At 60.3% G+C, this 18241-nt stretch carries 12 protein-coding genes and 1 other RNA gene; 4 read left to right on the forward strand and 9 right to left on the reverse strand.

Annotated elements, in window-relative coordinates; all coding sequences use genetic code 11:
* Window positions 1–56 precede the first annotated feature (56 nt).
* The 3 genes from PspR76_RS22625 to PspR76_RS22635 form a co-directional block, all read right to left on the reverse strand.
* On the reverse strand, window positions 57–647 hold the full coding sequence (locus PspR76_RS22625; protein ID WP_159958892.1) for a hypothetical protein: 591 nt from the start codon (window positions 645–647) through the stop codon (window positions 57–59).
* 1 nt (window position 648) lies between these two features.
* Window positions 649–1695: an N-acetylmuramidase family protein gene (locus tag PspR76_RS22630; RefSeq protein WP_159958894.1), complete on the reverse strand. Its 1047-nt coding sequence runs from the start codon at window positions 1693–1695 to the stop codon at window positions 649–651.
* Window positions 1696–1851: 156 nt separating this feature from the next.
* Window positions 1852–2847 carry an N-acetylmuramidase family protein gene (locus PspR76_RS22635; RefSeq protein ID WP_159961598.1) on the reverse strand — a complete coding sequence of 332 codons (996 nt, stop codon included), beginning with the start codon at window positions 2845–2847 and terminating at the stop codon, window positions 1852–1854.
* A 251-nt stretch (window positions 2848–3098) separates the two neighbouring features.
* Between PspR76_RS22635 and PspR76_RS22640 the strand changes: the two genes are divergently transcribed.
* A complete protein-coding gene (locus PspR76_RS22640) occupies window positions 3099–3677 on the forward strand; it encodes a hypothetical protein (RefSeq protein WP_159958896.1) in 579 nt (192 codons plus the stop codon).
* A 106-nt stretch (window positions 3678–3783) separates the two neighbouring features.
* Here PspR76_RS22640 and ffs read toward each other — a convergent pair.
* The 6 genes from ffs to PspR76_RS22670 all read right to left on the reverse strand — a co-directional run bounded on the left by ffs (window position 3784) and on the right by PspR76_RS22670 (window position 13161).
* Window positions 3784–3880, reverse strand: an RNA gene (gene ffs, locus PspR76_RS22645) — signal recognition particle sRNA small type.
* Window positions 3881–4113: 233 nt separating this feature from the next.
* Complete coding sequence (locus PspR76_RS22650) at window positions 4114–5280, reverse strand: zinc-binding metallopeptidase family protein (RefSeq protein WP_159958898.1); 1167 nt, start codon at window positions 5278–5280, stop codon at window positions 4114–4116.
* Between the two features lie 162 nt (window positions 5281–5442).
* Window positions 5443–7800, reverse strand: coding sequence for an NAD-dependent DNA ligase LigA (gene ligA, locus PspR76_RS22655; protein WP_159958900.1), 2358 nt, complete (start codon window positions 7798–7800; stop codon window positions 5443–5445).
* Between the two features lie 87 nt (window positions 7801–7887).
* Entirely contained in the window at window positions 7888–8751 is an 864-nt protein-coding gene (zipA, locus tag PspR76_RS22660; protein WP_034119293.1) for a cell division protein ZipA, read from the reverse strand.
* Window positions 8752–9010: 259 nt separating this feature from the next.
* Complete coding sequence (smc, locus tag PspR76_RS22665; RefSeq protein WP_159958902.1) at window positions 9011–12499, reverse strand: chromosome segregation protein SMC; 3489 nt, start codon at window positions 12497–12499, stop codon at window positions 9011–9013.
* Window positions 12500–12501: 2 nt separating this feature from the next.
* Window positions 12502–13161, reverse strand: coding sequence for a GntR family transcriptional regulator (locus PspR76_RS22670; protein WP_159958904.1), 660 nt, complete (start codon window positions 13159–13161; stop codon window positions 12502–12504).
* Window positions 13162–13441: 280 nt separating this feature from the next.
* On the opposite strand from PspR76_RS22670, the gene xdhA reads away from it, so the two are divergent.
* The 3 genes from xdhA (at window position 13442) to xdhC (ending at window position 18230) form a co-directional block, all read left to right on the forward strand.
* A complete protein-coding gene (gene xdhA / locus PspR76_RS22675) occupies window positions 13442–14890 on the forward strand; it encodes a xanthine dehydrogenase small subunit (RefSeq protein WP_159958906.1) in 1449 nt (482 codons plus the stop codon).
* Window positions 14883–17270, forward strand: coding sequence for a xanthine dehydrogenase molybdopterin binding subunit (gene xdhB / locus PspR76_RS22680; RefSeq protein ID WP_159958908.1), 2388 nt, complete (start codon window positions 14883–14885; stop codon window positions 17268–17270). Before xdhA ends, xdhB begins: the two co-directional genes overlap by 8 nt.
* A 120-nt stretch (window positions 17271–17390) precedes the next feature.
* Window positions 17391–18230, forward strand: a complete 840-nt coding sequence (gene xdhC, locus PspR76_RS22685; protein WP_159958910.1) for a xanthine dehydrogenase accessory protein XdhC — start codon at window positions 17391–17393, stop codon at window positions 18228–18230.
* The last annotated feature ends 11 nt before the right edge of the window (window positions 18231–18241 follow it).

Genomic DNA, 18241 nt, shown 5'->3' on the forward strand with positions numbered 1-18241 from the left:
TAGCGAATGCGTTCAGATCTGCGCAGTGATCAGGGCCGACAGGCAGCTGTCGCAGCTCAGTTTTTCGGCGCAGACAGCCGGCTGTATTCGTCCTGGCTGATCCAGCCGGTGTACGTATGGTCCTTGGCGTTGGTGAACTCAACGTGGGCCCAACCCTCCTTGAATGCCAGTACGCCCACCACATCATCCTTGACGATATACGGGCGCTTGGCTGCATCGGCGCCGGGCTCTTCGAGCAAGTAAGCCTTGTCGGCGGACACCGTCACCAGGCCGATCCACTGCGTGTTGGCAGTCTGGGTCAGCTCCAGGCCCGTGGCAATTTCCGGCATCAGCACGCTCAGGCAGCCAGGATGCTGGCGGCCCTTTTCTACGGTCAGCGTCACGCCATCGGACGAAGCCGCCACGCTGCCGGGGTAGGCCTCGTCAAGCCAGGTGGTAAGGGCTTCGGGCTTGCCTTGCAGGTAGAACGCACAGCTGCGCGTCACGCCCTCGCCCAATTCTTCCGCGTAATAACCTTCGACCTGATGCTCAGGCGTGACCGCCAGCATCAGCCCTTCGTATTTGCCTGAATGCAAGGCTGTTTCGCCCGCAAATGCAGGCGCGATAGCGCACAACGACAAAACACCTGCTGCTAGAAAACGCGTCATCTTATTTTTTCCCTTCCAATGCTTCGTAGGCCTTCTTGATACGACGGTCATAGTCGCCGTAATCCTCGCCGTTATAGTTGCGCGCCATGGCGACATAATCTTTATTTTTCATGGCTTTGATCAACGCCGGGCTCTGGCTGCAGAAGCCGATAAAGGCCTTTAGTTGGTTGCCGGCATTAATCTTTAATGCCGCCGCAAATTCAAACACGGTCTTGTAACCACAGGAGGTGAAGTTGAACCCCATGATCTGAAACATACCCCAGGACGCCGACATCAACGCCGCTTCCTGGTCCAGAGCAAACGCAGTGGCCATGGTTTCCCAGGCCTTGGTCTGGTCCTTGTTGTTGACCTGCCACTGCGGCCCGGCTTTTCGCACATAGGGGTAAGACAGCAGTGGATGCGCCTGGTCATAAATGTGCTTGGTGTATTTGCGAAACAGGTGCCCTTCAAAGGCGATCACCGGCAACTTGGCCGGCCCGAAACCGGAACGCCCGCCGGACTCGACAGTGGCGAAGGCCTTGATGATATTCACCGAGATACCGCTGCCCAACTGGGTGGCGGCGTTCTGGAAGTCGCTGTCGGTGAGCGTCATGCCGCCGTCGCACGTGGCCTGGAGCATCAATTGCCGGTTACGCCGCTCGGCCTCGACCATCGCACGCATGCGGTCCAGGTACACGTTGACCGTGGCCTGCACCGCGTCGCCGTTGTTATTGCCGAAGACATTCAGAAAACTGGGAATGCGCATCGTCGGGAAGGCCTTTACGGGCACCTTCACCGCTTCTTCGATCAGGCTATTGAAGGTCCGACCAGTTGGGTCGATCACGCCATCGGGGTGCGCATACTTGAGATGGCGAAACTGATACTGGCTGATGCACTGCACCAACTGGCCGTCACACTTGCCGTTTTCGGCCAGCGCAAACCCCATCTTGGGAATGATCAAATTGAAAAGATACTGGATGCACTGAACATCGGCAGGCAAGTTGCGCGCTTTACCTGGCGCGCCGACCGAAGCACTGATAAGACGGGGCAACCCTGGCAGGCTTTTCATCACAGACATCCTTGTTAGTTAAAGAAGTGATAGCACTTCAGTATCAAGCCGGCGCACTTGTCACAAACTGAAACAAGTGGCCGGCGGAAACTAACAATATGGTTTTGGGTTGTCCAGAGGGCGTTTGGAATGTTGTGAAATAGCCGTCATGCGCGGCTATTTTTTCTTTTCCAGCGCCTCGAAGGCTTTCTGGATGCGCTTGTCGTAATCACCATAGTCGCTGCCGTTATAGATGCTGGCCATGCCCACATAATCCTTTTTCTTCATGGCATTGAGCAGGGTCGGGTTCTTGCGGCAAAAACCGACGAACGCCATCAATTGCTGGCCGGCATTGAGCTTCATCGCGGCGACGAACTCGTACACAGTCTTGTAGCCGCAGTTGGCGAAATTGAAGCCCATGATTTGAAACATGCCGTAGGACGCCGACAGCAACGCCGCCTCCGGGTTGAGGTTAAACGCGGCGACCAGCGTCTGCCACGCCTTCGCCTGGTCCTTGTTATTGGCCCGCCACTGCGGGCCGGCCTTTTCTTTGTAGGGGTAAGACAATAAGGGATAGGCCGCGTCGTACTTTCGTTGAGTGTGCTTGCGGAAAATGTGCCCTTCGTAAGCAATCACCGGCATTTTTGCCGGCCCGAACCCGGAACGCCCACCGGACTCGACGATGGCGAAAGCCTTGATGATATTCATCGCAACAGCACCGCCCAATTGGGTGGCGGCATTCTGAAAGTCCGCTTCGGTCAGCGTGACGTTACCGTCGCAAGTGGCCTGGGTGACCAACTTCTGTTTGTCCACTGCTGCCTGGATCGGTGCCGGAGCGCGCTCTGGGGTCTGCTCGACTTTTACACCGGTCGCGTTATTGACTTGAGCAACGGCCTTGCGCGCTTCCTCAACCAAGCTGTTGAACGTCCGCCCTCCCGGGTCAATTACCCCGTCCGGCTTGGCCACCTTAAGATGGTTCAACTGATAGTCGAGGATGCGCTGGACCAACAGGGGGCCGCACTTGCCGTCCACCACCAAGGGTGAAACAGATTTGGGCGCAATCAGATTAAACAGACGTTGAATGTGTTGAACATCGGCAGGCACATTGCGGGCCTTGTCTGTGGTGCCGACAGAGGCACTGATAACACTGGGTATCGCTTGAAGGCTGGTCATGGCAATCATCCTTGTTGATCAACGGAGTGCCATCACTTCTTCACTACTCCAGCACCGGTTCACATGTATCAATGAAGCTAGCAGCCCGTCCCGTTTTGTCCAGCCACGAGACGGGGCGTGGTGAAACGCTCAAGGGCGCTCACGACCCAGTCGCTTTGCAGGACGCGTGCTGCCAAGACCTTGCGAGTATTCAGCCGCCAATTGCACTATTGTGGCTGCGCAAGGAGCCTCCAAAACACTCAAGGATTGAAATGAAAGCCTCTCTACTTATTTTGTCGGTCGTGGCTCTGTTGTCCGGCTGCGCCTCGTCCTCGACTGCTGTCGCCCCAGACCTTTCACGCGCCTCCATCGCCGAAACCAAGTCGGTGGTATTTAACGGCAAGACATTTGTCCTGAAATACCAGAAAAATGGCTTGTGGGAATATTTCCCGGAACACGAAAGCGTCGATGCATGGACTGAAATGCTGGACTTCACTGTCGTCCCTTTGGGCGATAAACGCATCGAACCGCTGGACCTGGGTCAACGCACTGTCCAGCTGCACCAGCAGGAAAACCCGGACATGCCGGCGGTCCTGACGACGGACAACAAGACCGGGATCCTGTATCTGATGCTGTTCTTCCCCTCGTCGCTGCGCAAAGACGGACATTTCTCCGAGTACAGCTTCTTCAAGTATTACCGCGACAGCGGCACGGGCCAGATCATCATTTTTCACTTCGCCAGAAACGTAGCGGCCAAGTCACAGACACCGGAGGAGCGCTGGGAAAGCACCACGGAGATAGGCCATGAAATCGTGCCGGTGATAAAGGCATTTCCCAAGTACCGCCCGTAATGCGGTTGAGCGCGCAGCAGAAATCGCTTCGCAGACATTGATTGTCGGCAAAAACGTAAAAAATTTGGGATTTGAGGGTTACTTCGGAAGAGCGTTATGGAGGCAACCCCACCAGCCACACCCCGGCACACAATGTTCCCGCTGTGGCTGCTGCCTTCCGGCTCTGACCAGGTTCACGGGTAATCGTTGCGGGGGGACCGATGGGGTCACCATAACGACGCTGGCCTCTCGGCAAGCGGGGCCATTGTACCGATCTCATCGGAAGTTACAACCGTTGGTGCCGGATTAAAAAGCCAAGGGGTTCAAGTACTTGCCCTAGTGTCAGATTCAACCTCTTTCAAATGTGGGAGCCGGGCTTGCCCGCGATGCAAGCGCTTCGGTGTGACAGTTACGCCACGGTGACGCAATCGCAGGCAAGCCAGCTCCCACATTTTGATCACTGGGCCTGTAATACCTCATCAGCCCTGCCGCCCTCTTCCTGAATCACCAAGTGTATGAAGTGCAGCTTGGCAATCACCGCCGGCGGTAACACGAAGGGATAGAAATCCGGCTGGCCCATGCTGCGCGACAGCTCGTTGAGCATGCCGGCCAGCTCGATCCAGGCGTTGACGAATGACAGGAACGCCGCACCGCCAGGGTGTTCGGGGTCGTAGAGCGTGGTGAGCGGAAACGGCTGATAATCCAGGTCCATCTCGCGGGCGCTCATGCCAAAACCCAAGGCGGTGTCGACGGCGTCCATCATGTGCAGGTAGTGAGCCCAGGTTTCGGCCCAGTCTTCCCAAGGGTGCATGGTCGCGTAGGCGCTGACGCAGGCTTGCTGCCAGTCGGGTCGCGGGCCGTTCTGGTAATGCTGCTCGAGCGCATCGGCATAGCTGGCGCGTTCGTCGCCGAACAGGGTGCGAAAGGGTTCGAGCCAATGGCTGTTGGCGATCAACCGGTCCCAATAGTAGTGGCCGACTTCATGGCGAAAGTGGCCGAGCAAGGTGCGATAAGGCTCGCGCATCTGTACGCGGATCTTTTCGCGATGGGCGTCGTCGGCTTCCTTGATGTCCAGGGTGATCAGGCCATTGGCGTGGCCGGTGGTGGGCGCGTTGCCCTCCAGGTCGATGCCGACGAAATCAAAAGCCAGGCCGCTGTCTTCATCGACGCTTTTGGGCACCACTTGCAAGTCCAGGCTGATCAGTTGCGCCACCAGGCGACGCTTGGCGGTTTCCACTTTGCGCCAGCGCTCGGGGTTTTCCGGCACAGACAGGTCGGGAATGGTGCGATTGAGGCTGCAGGCCACGCACAACGGTGCGGTGCTATGGGCAGGAATCAGCCAGTTGCAGGCTGCTGGGGTGTCGAGGTTGGCACAGCGACGGAAGGCGCCGGCGGCGAGGTTGTCGTCTGCCAGCCAGGTATCGGCGACAGGCCCAGGCTGAAGGGAGGACAGGCGGCTTTGCTGCGGCTGATAGCCCAGCAGCGCCTGGCACGCCAGGCACTGGCTGTTGCGAAAGAACAGCGATTGGCCGCAACGGCATTGCCACACCTTGCTGTTACGCGAGGTTTCGGCCATGAACGGTGCGGCGATGCGCGAACTCAGTTGCTCGAAGTAGCGAAACATGGCGATCTCTCCCTGGATGACCAAGACTAGATCATCTCCCACTGAAGATCGTTCCCACGCGCAGCAAAGGAATGCACCCTGTGACGCTCCGCGTCACGACGTTCAAGAGCGGACGCAGAGCGTCCAGTGCGGCATTCCCACGCGGAGCGTGGGAACGATCAGTCAGACGGTGATGTTGTGCTTGGCGAGGAACGCAACGAAGGCTTCTTCGTCCAGCACCTTCAAACCGAGTTCGGTCGCCTTGGCCAATTTCGAACCGGCGCCCGGCCCCGCCACCACGCAGTGGGTTTTTGCCGACACCGAACCCGCCACCTTGGCGCCCAGGCTTTCGAGCTTCTCCTTGGCCACATCGCGGCTCATCAGCTCCAGGGAGCCCGTCAGCACCCAGGTATGCCCAGCCTCCGGCAAGCCTTCGACCACCTTTCTCTCGCTCTGCCAGTGCATGCCGAAATCCTTAAGCTGCTGCTCAATGGCCAGGGCGTGGTTGGCGTTGTTGGGGTTATCGAAGAAGTCGCGCACGGCCTTGGCCTGCCTCTCGGGCAGCGCCTGGCGCATGTCCAGCCAGTCGGCCTTGATCACGCCTTCCAGGGTGCCGAACTTGTCCGCAAGTTTCTGCGCGGCGCCGGGGCCAACACTCGGCACGTGCAGTTTGTCGAGCAAGCCACCCAGTGTGGTGCTGGCGGCGAACTCGGCGCTCAGGTCGCCCTGATCCTGCAATTGCAGGGCGCATTCGTCCGGCGACAACAGCGCGCCAATTACGCCCTGGTTATGACTGTCCTCAAAGAAGCTGTGAATCTCGTGCGCCACTTCCAGGCCGACGTCCGGCAAGTACGTCAGCACTTCCGGCAAGGCCTTCTGCACGCGCTCCAGGGACGCCAGCGAGCGCGCCAGCACCTTGGCGGTCTCCTCGCCCACATCGGGAATACCCAGCGCGTAGATGAAGCGCGCCAGGGTCGGCGTCTTGCTGTTTTCGATGGCGGTGATCAGCTTCTTGCTGGAAATATCGGCAAAGCCTTCCAGGTCGATAACCTGCTCGTACTTGAGCTTGTAGAGGTCGGCCGGCGAACCGATGAGTTTTTCATCCACCAGTTGCTCGATGGTCTTGTCGCCCAGGCCGTCGATGTCCATGGCGCGGCGCGAGACGAAGTGAATAATCGCCTGCTTGAGCTGCGCGCCACACGCCAGGCGCCCGACGCAACGGTACACCGCGCCTTCGCTGACGGTTTCCTTGCCCTTGCTGCGCTTGACCAGTTGCGTGCGCTCAACATGCGAGCCGCACACCGGGCAGCTTTCAGGGATTTGCACGGCGCGGGCATGTTCCGGGCGCCGCTCGGTGACCACCGACACGACTTGCGGGATCACATCACCGGCGCGGCGGATGATCACGGTGTCGCCGATCATCAAGCCCAGGCGCGCGACTTCATCCATGTTATGCAGCGTGGCGTTGGACACGGTAACGCCCGCCACCTTGACCGGTTTCAAACGCGCCACTGGCGTGACGGCGCCGGTGCGGCCGACCTGGAATTCCACGTCGAGCAGTTCGGTCAGCTCTTCCATGGCCGGGAATTTATGCGCAATGGCCCAGCGCGGCTCACGGGCGCGGAAGCCCAATTCACGTTGCGAGGCAATGCTGTTGACCTTGAACACCACGCCGTCGATTTCATACGGCAGGCTGTTACGCCGCTCGCCGATATCGCGGTAGTAATCCAGGCAATCCTGAATGCCCTTGGCCAGTTTCAGCTCATGGCTAATGGGCATGCCCCATTTCTTCAGTTGTTGCAGGTTGCCGATATGGGTATCACTGATGTCGGTGGTCACACCGTAGCAGCAAAATTCCAGCGGGCGGCTGGCGGTAATCTTCGAGTCCAACTGACGCAAGCTGCCGGCCGCGGCGTTGCGCGGGTTGGCGAAGGTCTTGCCGCCGACTTCCAGTTGCGAGGCGTTCAAACGCTCGAAACCGGCCTTGGACATAAACACTTCGCCGCGCACTTCCAGACTCGCCGGCCAGCCGCTGCCGTGCAACTTCAGCGGAATATTGCGCACGGTGCGCACATTGACGCTGATGTCTTCGCCGGTGGTGCCGTCGCCTCGGGTGGCGCCGCGCACCAGCTCGCCGTCCTGATACAGCAGGCTGACCGCCAGGCCATCGAGCTTGGGCTCGCAGCTGTATTCCACCGCCGCGCCACCGCCAAACAGATCGCCCACCGGCAGGTCGAGGCCTTCGGTAACCCGGCGATCAAACTCGAGCATGGTGGTTTCATCAAAGGCGTTGCCGAGGCTGAGCATCGGAATGTCGTGCTTCACCTGAGTGAACGCCGACAACGCCGCACTGCCGACCCGCTGCGTCGGTGAATCACGCGTCACCAGTTCCGGGTGCTCGACCTCCAGGGCCTTGAGCTCGTGGAACAGCCGGTCGTACTCGGCGTCCGGAATGCTCGGCTCGTCGAGGACGTGGTAACGGTAATTGTGCTGATCCAGTTCAGCGCGCAATTCGAGGATGCGGGTGTGGGCGGCGGTCATGGGTGTTCTCTCAGAAAGCAAAAGAGCAGCCGAAGCTGCTCAATATGTTAGTGCGCTTATTCTACTGACAACGCTGAAGTCCAATCCTCAGCGTTTCTGTGTCAGGGCGCGACGCTCGAACTCGACGATGCGCTGACGGTAGTGTTCAATGGTCTGGGCAGTCAGGACGCTGCGTTGGTCGTCCTTGAGCTCGCCGTTGAGTTCCTGCGACAGCTTGCGGGCTGCGGCCACCATCACGTCGAACGCTTGTTTCGGGTGACGCGGGCCTGGCAAGCCGAGGAAGAAGCTCACCGCCGGGGTGCTGAACAGGTCGATATCGTCCAGATCAAAGGTGCCCGGCTTGACCGCGTTGGCCATCGAGAACAGCACTTCGCCGTTACCGGCCATGCTTTCGTGGCGGTGGAAAATATCCATCTCGCCAAAGCGCAGGCCGCTTTCGAGGATGTTCTGCAGCAGCGCCGGGCCTTTGAAGCCGGCAGCGTCACGGCAGATCACGCTGATCACCAGGACTTCTTCGGCGGCCGGCTGATCGTTGACCGATTGGCGTGGCGCGCTTTTGGTCGGGGTCTCGTCAGGGAAGTCATCATCACGGCTGCTGAAGCTCGGGCCATCATCGACGTCGAGGTTCAGGTCGCCCTGGTGCGGCTCGGCCACGGCAGCGCTGCCGCGTTTGCCGCGCTTGGAAGAGGGTTCACGGGCTTCACGCACCGGCGCGCTCATCGACGGCAAGTCGTGTTCGTCCAGTTGCGGCTCTTTATGGGTGTCCAGCACACGAGGCGGCCCCAGCAGCTCGGCGCTGCCGTCGTCGTCGGGCAAGTTGGACAGGTTGCGGTCCAGACGGAATTTAAGCTTGCCCTTGCCACCGCGCATGCGGCGCCAGCCATCAAAAAGAATACCGGCAATGACAATAATGCCGATGACGATCAGCCACTCGCGCAGACCGATTTCCATGTAATCCCGTGCCTCTAATAAAAAATGCTGAAAAATAAGGGGTTTAGCACCGTGCAAACCGCTTTAAAACGTGGCGCCAACTCTATGTTCTGACTGACGTTTTGCCCACGCATACGAAAAATTGACATTAAACTAGCACGACCAAAGATAACTTTACACCGTCTGTCAAAATGGCTTGAACAAATATGTCCATTTGCCACTTTCGCCAGACCGGTAAACCCGCCTACAGCGTGCTAAAAAATTTCTCTAATGGCGCGACTCAAGATTCCACCATCGCCATCGCTTCTTCGACATCCACCGCCACCAAACGCGAACAGCCCGGTTCGTGCATCGTCACCCCCATCAGTTGATCGGCCATTTCCATGGCGATCTTGTTGTGGGTGATATAGATGAACTGCACGGTCTGGGACATCTCTTTAACCAACCGAGCGTAGCGTCCAACGTTAGCGTCATCCAGCGGGGCGTCAACTTCGTCGAGCATGCAAAACGGCGCCGGGTTCAACTTGAAGATCGCAAATACCAGGGCCAATGCCGTCAGTGCCTTCTCGCCACCGGACAACAAATGGATGGTGCTGTTCTTCTTGCCCGGAGGCCGCGCCATGATCGTCACCCCTGTATCGAGTAGATCTTCGCCCGTCAGTTCCAAGTAGGCGCTGCCGCCACCGAAAACTTTCGGGAATAACGCCTGTAAACCGCCATTAATCTGATCAAAGGTATCTTTGAAGCGATTACGGGTTTCCTTGTCAATCTTGCGGATCACGTTTTCCAGCGTATCCAGGGCTTCCACCAAGTCGGCGTCCTGGGCGTCCAGATAACGTTTGCGCTCGGACTGCTGCTGGTACTCGTCGATGGCCGCGAGGTTGATCGCGCCGAGGCGTTGAATGCGTGCAGCAATACGCTCAAGTTCTTCTTCGGCGTCTTTCTCGTTGGCCTGGGCGGTCAGCGTATTAAGCACGCCGTGCAGGTCGTAGCCGTCTTCCAGCAACTGGTCTTGCAGGGTCTTGCGGCGCACGGTCAGGGCCTGCCATTCCATGCGTTGTTGTTCGAGCTGGCCGCGAATCAGCTGGGATTGCTGCTCGGCCTGGGTGCGGCGTTTTTCCGCATCACGCAGTTCGCGGTCGGCGTCTTCCAGGGCGATCTGCGCGGTCTTGAGTTCTTCATCGACGGTCATTCGCTTGTCGAGCAACTCTTCGAGCTTGAGGCGCAGCTCTTCCAGCGGCGCTTCGCCCTCCTCCAGATTGAGGCTCAATTGCTCGCGTTTTTCGGTCAGGCGTTCGGACTGCATTTCCAGGCGCTCAAGCGCCTGGCGCGTGGACGTGTGCTGAGCCTGCAGTGAACCGAGGCGCACCGCCAATTGGTGGGCGTGGTCCTTGTGCTGGCGGGCTTCCTGGCGCACACGGTCGAGGCGTTCGCGCAGGCTGTCACGCTGGGCCAGCAGCAGCTCGCGCTGCTCGGTGTCGAGCGCCATGCTGTCGAGGGCTTCCTGCAACTGCAGGCGCGCTTCGCCGATCTGTTCGTGTTCAAGGGCGCGTTGTTCGCCCATCTCGGCCACTTCCTCGTCGAGGCGAGTACGGCGCAAGGTGAGTTGCTCGACCTTGGCCTTGCTCGCCGACAGCTGGGCCTTGAGTTCGCCTTGCTGGCGCGCTTCGTCCTGCAACAGGCGGCGCAAGTGTTCGCGGCCGGTCTCTTGCTGGCGCTGGGTGGCGCGCAGGGTTTGCAGTTCGGTTTCCAGGCTTTCCAGGGTGGCTTCGCGCTCTTCGCGTTCGGCAGTCAGGTTGACGATTTCCTGGCCACGGGCCAATACGCCGCTTTCAGCTTCACTGGCACGGCGTACGCGCAGGAAGTGCCGACCCACCCAATAGCCATCACGGCTGATCAGGCTTTCGCCGGCCGCCAGCTGACCGCGTTGGGCCAGAGCCTGCTCCAGCGACTCCACCGGTTTGACCTGACCCAGCCATGGCGAAAGATCAATTGCCGCCTCGACCTTGTCGAGCAAACTGCCCGGCACTCGCGTGCCATCGGCGGCTGGGCTGAGCAAACGCAGATCGCCCTGGGTGAAACCGGCCAGGTCGAAACCGCCAAAATCATCCACCAGCACGGCCTGCAGGTCGGCGCCTAAAACAGTCTCGACCGCCAGCTCCCAGCCCGCTTCAACTGTTAACCCTTCCGCCAGGCGCGGGCGCTCGGCCAAATGCTGGTCGCGCAGCCACTCGGCGGTGCCGGTGCCAGGGTCCAACGCGGCTTGCTGCAAGGCTTCCAGGGAGGCCAACCGGCCGTTCAGCCGCTGCAAATCACCCTGGGCCTGCTGCTGCGCCTGGGTCGCCTGTTGCAGTTGCTGACGCAATTGCTCCAGGCGCTCCACTTGTTGTTCTTCGCTGGCTTCCAGCTCTTCCAGCGTCATCTCGCTTTCGGCCAGCTGCTCGCTCAGCTCCATGATCGCCGCGTCTTCGGGGTCGGCGGCGAGCAACGCCCGCTCCTCCTGCATGCGGCGCTGGCGCTCGGCCAGGCGTTCCATGCTGGTTTCCAACTGCTGGATGCGCGACTGCTGCACCTCAGCCTCGCGGCGCGGCTCGGCGGATTTCAGGTTGAAGGCGTCCCACTGCTCCTGCCAGCCGTGCATGGTGGTTTCGGCTTCTTCCAGGGCCGCGGCGGCTTCTTCGGCGGCAGCGCTGGTGATTTCCTGCTCGGGGGTGAGCATGTCCAGCTCTTCGCCCAACGTCAGCAGCAAGGTGCGGTCATGGCCCAGGTGCGATTCGGTTTCCAGGCGCGCGCGTTCGGCTTCCTTTAAATCCTCCTGCAACTGGCGCAGGCGCTGCTGGCCGTGCTGGATGCTCTGCTCGACGCGGGCGATATCGCCGCCCACCGAATAGAAGCGCCCCTGCACCAAGTTGAAGCGTTCGGACAGGTCATGGTGGCCGTCACGCAGGCGCTCAATACTGGCATCGGCGTTACGCTGCTCGGCCACCAGCGCTTCAAAACTGATTTCCTGGGTGCCGATGATCGCTTCGCGCTGGCCGACCTGATCATTCAGCGCCTGCCAGCGCAAGGCCGAGAGTTGCGCCTTGAGCTGGCGCTCTTCGCCCTTGTATTCCTGATACTTCTCGGCCGCCTGGGCCTGGCGGTGCAGGCGTTCCAACTGGCGTTCCAGCTCTTCGCGCAGGTCGGTGAGGCGGGCGAGGTTTTCGTGGGTGCGGCGGATACGGTTTTCGGTCTCGCGGCGGCGCTCCTTGTATTTGGAGATGCCCGCCGCTTCCTCGATAAAGTTACGCAGCTCTTCAGGCTTGGCTTCGATCAGCTTGGAGATCATGCCCTGTTCGATGATCGAATAGCTGCGCGGGCCCAGGCCTGTGCCAAGGAAGATATCGGTAATGTCCCGACGCCGGCACTTGGTGCCGTTGAGGAAGTAACTGTTCTGGCTGTCGCGGGTCACCTTGCGGCGAATGGAAATTTCCGAGTAGGCCGCGTATTCGCCGACCAGGGTGCCGTCGGAGTTGTCGAACACCAGTTCGATGCTGGCCTGGCTCACGGGTTTACGGCTGGTGGAGCCGTTGAAGATGACGTCGGTCATCGACTCGCCGCGCAGGTTTTTTGCCGAGCTCTCGCCCATCACCCAGCGTACGGCGTCGATGATGTTCGACTTGCCGCAGCCATTGGGCCCCACCACTGCCGCCATGTTACTGGGGAAGTTCACCGTGGTCGGGTCGACGAAGGATTTGAACCCCGCCAGTTTGATGCACTTGAGCCGCACGCTTAGGCGTCCGCCAATGCAGCGATGACCAGCGAGCAACTGCGCTGGCCGTAAGCCGAGAGCACCTGGCGAATCTGCGCCAGGTCACGCGCCAGCACGGCGGCGAGCAGTTGCTCGAACAGCGCCAGGTACTCGCTCATGGACGCCTTGCGTTGATCCAGCGCCAGGTAATAGGCGCGGTTCATCGCCGGTTGCAGGTTCTCGACGGTTTCCTGCAAATACGGGTTGTTGGCGAACGGGTACGCGGCGCGCATCACGTTGAAGCTTTCTTCGACGAAGGCGCGGATGTCCTGGCGCTCGAAACTGTTGACCAAACGCTGCTGGATCTGCAGGAACGGCGCCATGTCAGCCTGCACCTGCCAGCCTTCCGCCACGGCATTACCGAGCAGGATGTACAACTCGCCCATCAGCGTGCACAGGCTCTGCACCTTGTGCGCGGTGAGTTCGGTCACGTGCGCGCCACGGCGCGGCAGGATCGCGATCAGGTGGCGGCGTTCGAGGATCAATAAGGCTTCACGCACGGAACCACGGCTGACATTGAGCGCCAGCGTGACCTTCTGTTCCTGGATCCGCTCCCCAGGCTTGAGATCGCCGCGAATGATACGTTCGGCGAGGTGGTGAGCGATTTGCTCGGCGAGACTGTCCGGCGCCTTGAACGTCATGTTTTCCCTTCAAAATCTTCTATCGGTACAAGCGCGGCAGTGTAGCGCATTGGCTGGCTGATGGCGCTACGCCCACAAGCGCGAATTTGGCATGAAATAAGCAACGATGAAAAGCCAGAAGCCCCGAAAAACACCGGTCTCAGAAGACTGGACCATAATTGAAAGTGTTGTAATCGCAATTTCTTGACCTTCTGGTCAGAAAATCGTTGACCGAAAAGTCAGACATGACTAGATTCGGCGCAAAGCGGTTAACAACAATAATGAGTCTGCGAGGCCTTCCGTGATCCAGTTTTTACTTAACCAGGAACTCCGTAGTGAGCACGCCCTGGACCCCAACCTGACCGTGCTCAACTATTTGCGTGAGCACCTGGGCAAATCCGGCACCAAGGAAGGCTGCGCCAGCGGCGACTGCGGCGCGTGCACCGTGGTCGTCGGCGAGTTGCACACCAACGATCAAGGCGCGCAGCAGATTCGTTATCGCAGCCTCAACTCGTGCCTGACCTTTGTGTCGTCACTGCACGGCAAACAACTAATCAGCGTCGAAGACCTCAAGCACCAAGGCCAGCTGCACAGCGTGCAACAGGCCATGGTCGAGTGCCACGGCTCGCAATGCGGCTTTTGCACACCGGGTTTTGTCATGTCGCTGTTCGCCCTGCAAAAGAACAGCGACGCTCCCGACAGCCAAAAGGCCCATGAAGCCCTGGCCGGCAACCTGTGCCGTTGCACCGGCTACCGCCCGATCCTCGCCGCTGCCGAACAGGCTTGCTGCAACAAACCCCTGGACCAGTTCGACAGCCGCCAGGCCGAGACCATCGCCCGCCTCAACGCCATCGCGCCAACGCAAACCGGCGAACTCAACAGCGGCGACAAACGCTGCCTGGTGCCGCTGACCGTCGCCGACCTCGCCGACCTCTACGACGCCTACCCGCAAGCCCGCCTGCTGGCCGGCGGCACCGACCTGGCGCTGGAAGTCACGCAATTCCATCGCACGCTGCCGGTGATGATCTACGTCGGCAACATTGAAGAAATGAAACGCATCGACGACTTCGACGACCGCCTGGAAATCGGCGCCGCCACTGCCCTGTCCGACTGCTACGGCGCGCTGCATCACGAATACCCGGACTTCGGCGATTTGCTGCACCGCTTCGCCTCGCTGCAAATCCGCAACCAGGGCACCTTGGGCGGCAACATCGGCAACGCCTCGCCGATTGGTGATTCACCGCCACTATTGATCGCCCTCGGCGCGCAGATCGTGCTGTGCAAGGGCAACGCCCGCCGCACCTTGGCGCTGGAAGATTACTTCATCGACTACCGCGTCACCGCGCGCCAGGACAGCGAGTTCATCGAGAAAATCATTGTGCCCAAGGGCCACACACTGTTCCGCGCCTACAAGGTGTCCAAGCGCCTGGACGATGACATTTCCGCGGTGTGCGCCGCCTTCAACCTGAAGATCGAGAACGGCGTGATCAATGACGCCCGCGTCGCCTTCGGCGGCATGGCAGCCACGCCCAAACGCGCAAAAAGCTGCGAAGCCGTATTGGTCGGCGCCACCTGGAATGCCGCCACGGTGGAGAAAGCCTGCGCCGCCTTGGCCGAGGACTTCACCCCGCTGTCGGACTTCCGCGCCAGCAAGGAATACCGCCTGCTCAGCGCACAGAACCTGCTGCGCAAATACTTCATCGAACTGCAAACGCCGCACATCGAGACTCGGGTGACCGCTTATGTCTAACCATCACGCCGTCGTTAAAACCCAGGCTGAGCTCGCCGAGCTGTTCGCCCAGGACCTGACTTCCGGAGTCGGGCGCAGCGTCAAGCATGACAGCGCCGCCAAGCACGTCAGCGGCGAGGCGCAGTACATCGATGACCGCCTGGAATTCCCCAATCAATTGCACCTGTATGCGCGCATGTCCGACCGCGCCCACGCGAAAATCCTCAGCATCGACACCGCGCCCTGTTACGCCTTTGACGGCGTGCGCATTGTCATCACCCACGAGGATGTGCCGGGCCTGAAAGACATCGGCCCGCTGATGCCGGGCGACCCGCTGCTGGCCATCGACACCGTGCAGTTCGTCGGCCAGGTGGTGCTGGCCGTGGCCGCGCGCGACCTGGAAACCGCGCGCAAGGCCGCCATGGCGGCGGTGATCGAATACGAAGACCTCGAACCGGTGCTGGACGTGGTCGAAGCGTTTCGTAAAAAACACTTCGTGCTCGACAGCCACACCCACCAGCGCGGTGATTCGGCGGGCGCGCTGGCCACGGCGAAAAACCGTATCCAGGGCACGCTGCACATCGGCGGCCAGGAACACTTCTACCTGGAAACCCAGATTTCCTCGGTAATGCCCACCGAAGACGGCGGCATGATCGTCTACTGCTCCACCCAAAACCCCACCGAGGTGCAGAAGCTGGTGGCCGAAGTGCTCGACGTGTCGATGAACAAAATCGTGGTCGACATGCGCCGCATGGGCGGTGGTTTTGGCGGCAAGGAAACCCAGGCCGCCAGCCCGGCGTGCCTGTGTGCGGTGGTGGCGCGCCTCACCGGCCAGCCGACCAAAATGCGCCTGCCGCGCGTCGAAGACATGCTGATGACCGGCAAGCGCCACCCCTTCTATATCGAATACGACGTGGGCTTCGACGACAGCGGCCGTCTGCACGGGATCAACCTGGAACTGGCGGGTAACTGCGGCTGTTCGCCAGACCTGTCCAACTCGATTGTCGACCGCGCGATGTTCCACGCTGACAACTCGTATTACCTGGGCGACGCCACGGTCAACGGCCATCGCTGCAAGACCAACACCGCCTCCAACACCGCCTATCGCGGCTTTGGCGGCCCGCAAGGCATGGTCGCCATCGAAGAAGTGATGGACGCCATCGCCCGCCATCTGGCCCTCGACCCGCTGGCCGTGCGCAAGGCCAATTACTACGGCAAGACCGAGCGCAACGTCACCCATTACTACCAAACCGTCGAGCACAACATGCTCGAAGAGATGACCGCTGAACTTGAGGCCAGCAGCCAATACGCCGAGCGCCGCGAAGCGATTCGCCTGTACAACGCCCACAGCCCGATCCTGAAAAAAGGCCTGGCGCTGACACCGGTGAAGTTCGGCATCTCGTTCACGGCGAGCTTTCTTAACCAGGCCGGTGCGCTGATCCACATCTACACCGACGGCAGCATCCACCTGAACCACGGCGGCACCGAGATGGGCCAGGGCTTGAACACCAAGGTTGCGCAGGTGGTGGCCGAAGTGTTCCAGGTCGAAATCGACCGCGTGCAAATCACCGCCACCAACACCGACAAGGTGCCCAACACCTCGCCCACGGCGGCTTCCAGCGGTGCCGACCTGAACGGCAAAGCCGCGCAAAACGCTGCCGAAACCATCAAGCAACGCCTGGTGGAATTTGCCGCGCGCAAGTACGACGTGAGCGAAGCGGATGTGGAATTCCACAACGGCCATGTGCGCGTGCGTGACCAGATCCTGACCTTCGAAGCGTTGATCCAACAGGCGTATTTCGCCCAGGTCTCGCTGTCGAGCACCGGCTTCTACAAGACCCCGAAAATCTTCTACGACCGCAGCCAGGCGCGGGGTCGGCCGTTCTATTACTTCGCGTTCGGCGCGGCCTGCTGCGAAGTGATCGTCGACACCTTGACCGGTGAATACAAGATGCTGCGCACCGACATCCTTCACGATGTGGGCGCCTCGCTGAACCCGGCCATCGACATCGGCCAGGTGGAAGGCGGGTTTATCCAGGGCATGGGCTGGCTGACCATGGAAGAGCTGGTGTGGAACAACAAAGGCAAGCTGATGACCAACGGCCCGGCCAGCTACAAGATCCCGGCCGTGGCCGACATGCCGCTGGATTTGCGCGTGAAGCTGGTGGAAAACCGCAAGAACCCGGAAGACACGGTGTTCCATTCCAAGGCCGTGGGTGAGCCGCCGTTCATGCTCGGGATTGCCTCGTGGTGCGCGATCAAGGATGCGGTGGCGAGTTTGGGTGACTATCGCCATCAGCCGAAGATTGATGCGCCGGCGACGCCGGAGCGGGTGTTGTGGGGCTGTGAGCAGATGCGGCAGTTGACCGCTGCAAAAGCCGTCGAAACTGAGTTGGCTTGATCGTTCCCACGCTCTGCGTGGGAATGCCGGCATGGACGCTCTGCGTCCGCTCTTGTGACGCAGAGCGTCACGGTATGCATTCCCACGCGGAGCGTGGGAACGATCTGACTGGAGGTGACTATGAACAACTGGATCAGCGCCCTCGCCGACCTGCAAAATCAGGGTGAACCCTGCGTGCTGGTGACCATCATCGAAGAGCTCGGCTCCACGCCGCGCAATGCCGGTTCGAAGATGGTCATCAGCGCCGCGCAGACCTTCGACACCATCGGTGGCGGGCACCTGGAATACAAGGCGATGCAGATCGCCCGCGACATGCTCGTGCGCGGCCAGCAGAACACCCATCTGGAACGCTTCAGCCTCGGCGCCAGCCTGGGCCAATGCTGCGGCGGCGTGACTGTGTTGCTGTTCGAACCGATGGGCCAGGTGCAGGCGCAGATTGCCGTATTCGGCGCCGGCCACGTCGGCCGTGCACTGGTGCCGTTGCTGGCGAGCCTGCCGTGCCGGGTGCGCTGGATCGACTCGCGTGACCAGGAGTTTCCGCAACAGATCCCACAAGGCGTGCGTAAAATCGTCAGCGAAGAGCCTGTCGACGAAATTGCCGACCTGCCGGTGGGCAGTTACTGCATCGTCATGACCCACAATCATGCACTCGACCTGGAACTCACCGCCGCGCTGCTCAAGCGCAATGACTTTGCCTACTTCGGCCTGATCGGCTCGAAAACCAAACGGGTCAAGTTCGAACACCGCCTGCGTGATCGCGGCTTCGACACCGCGCAATTGCAACGCATGCGCTGCCCCATGGGCCTCACCGAGGTGAAGGGCAAACTACCGGTGGAAATCGCCATCTCCATCGCCGGCGAAATCATCGCCACCTATAACGCGAATTTCGGCCAGCACACCGCCAGCGCCGAACCCATTGCCAAACTGCTGCCGGCCTCGCGTCGCAGCCAAGCACTCTAAATTGAGATAAT

Source organism: Pseudomonas sp. R76 (assembly GCF_009834565.1).
Taxonomy (GTDB): Bacteria; Pseudomonadota; Gammaproteobacteria; order Pseudomonadales; family Pseudomonadaceae; genus Aquipseudomonas.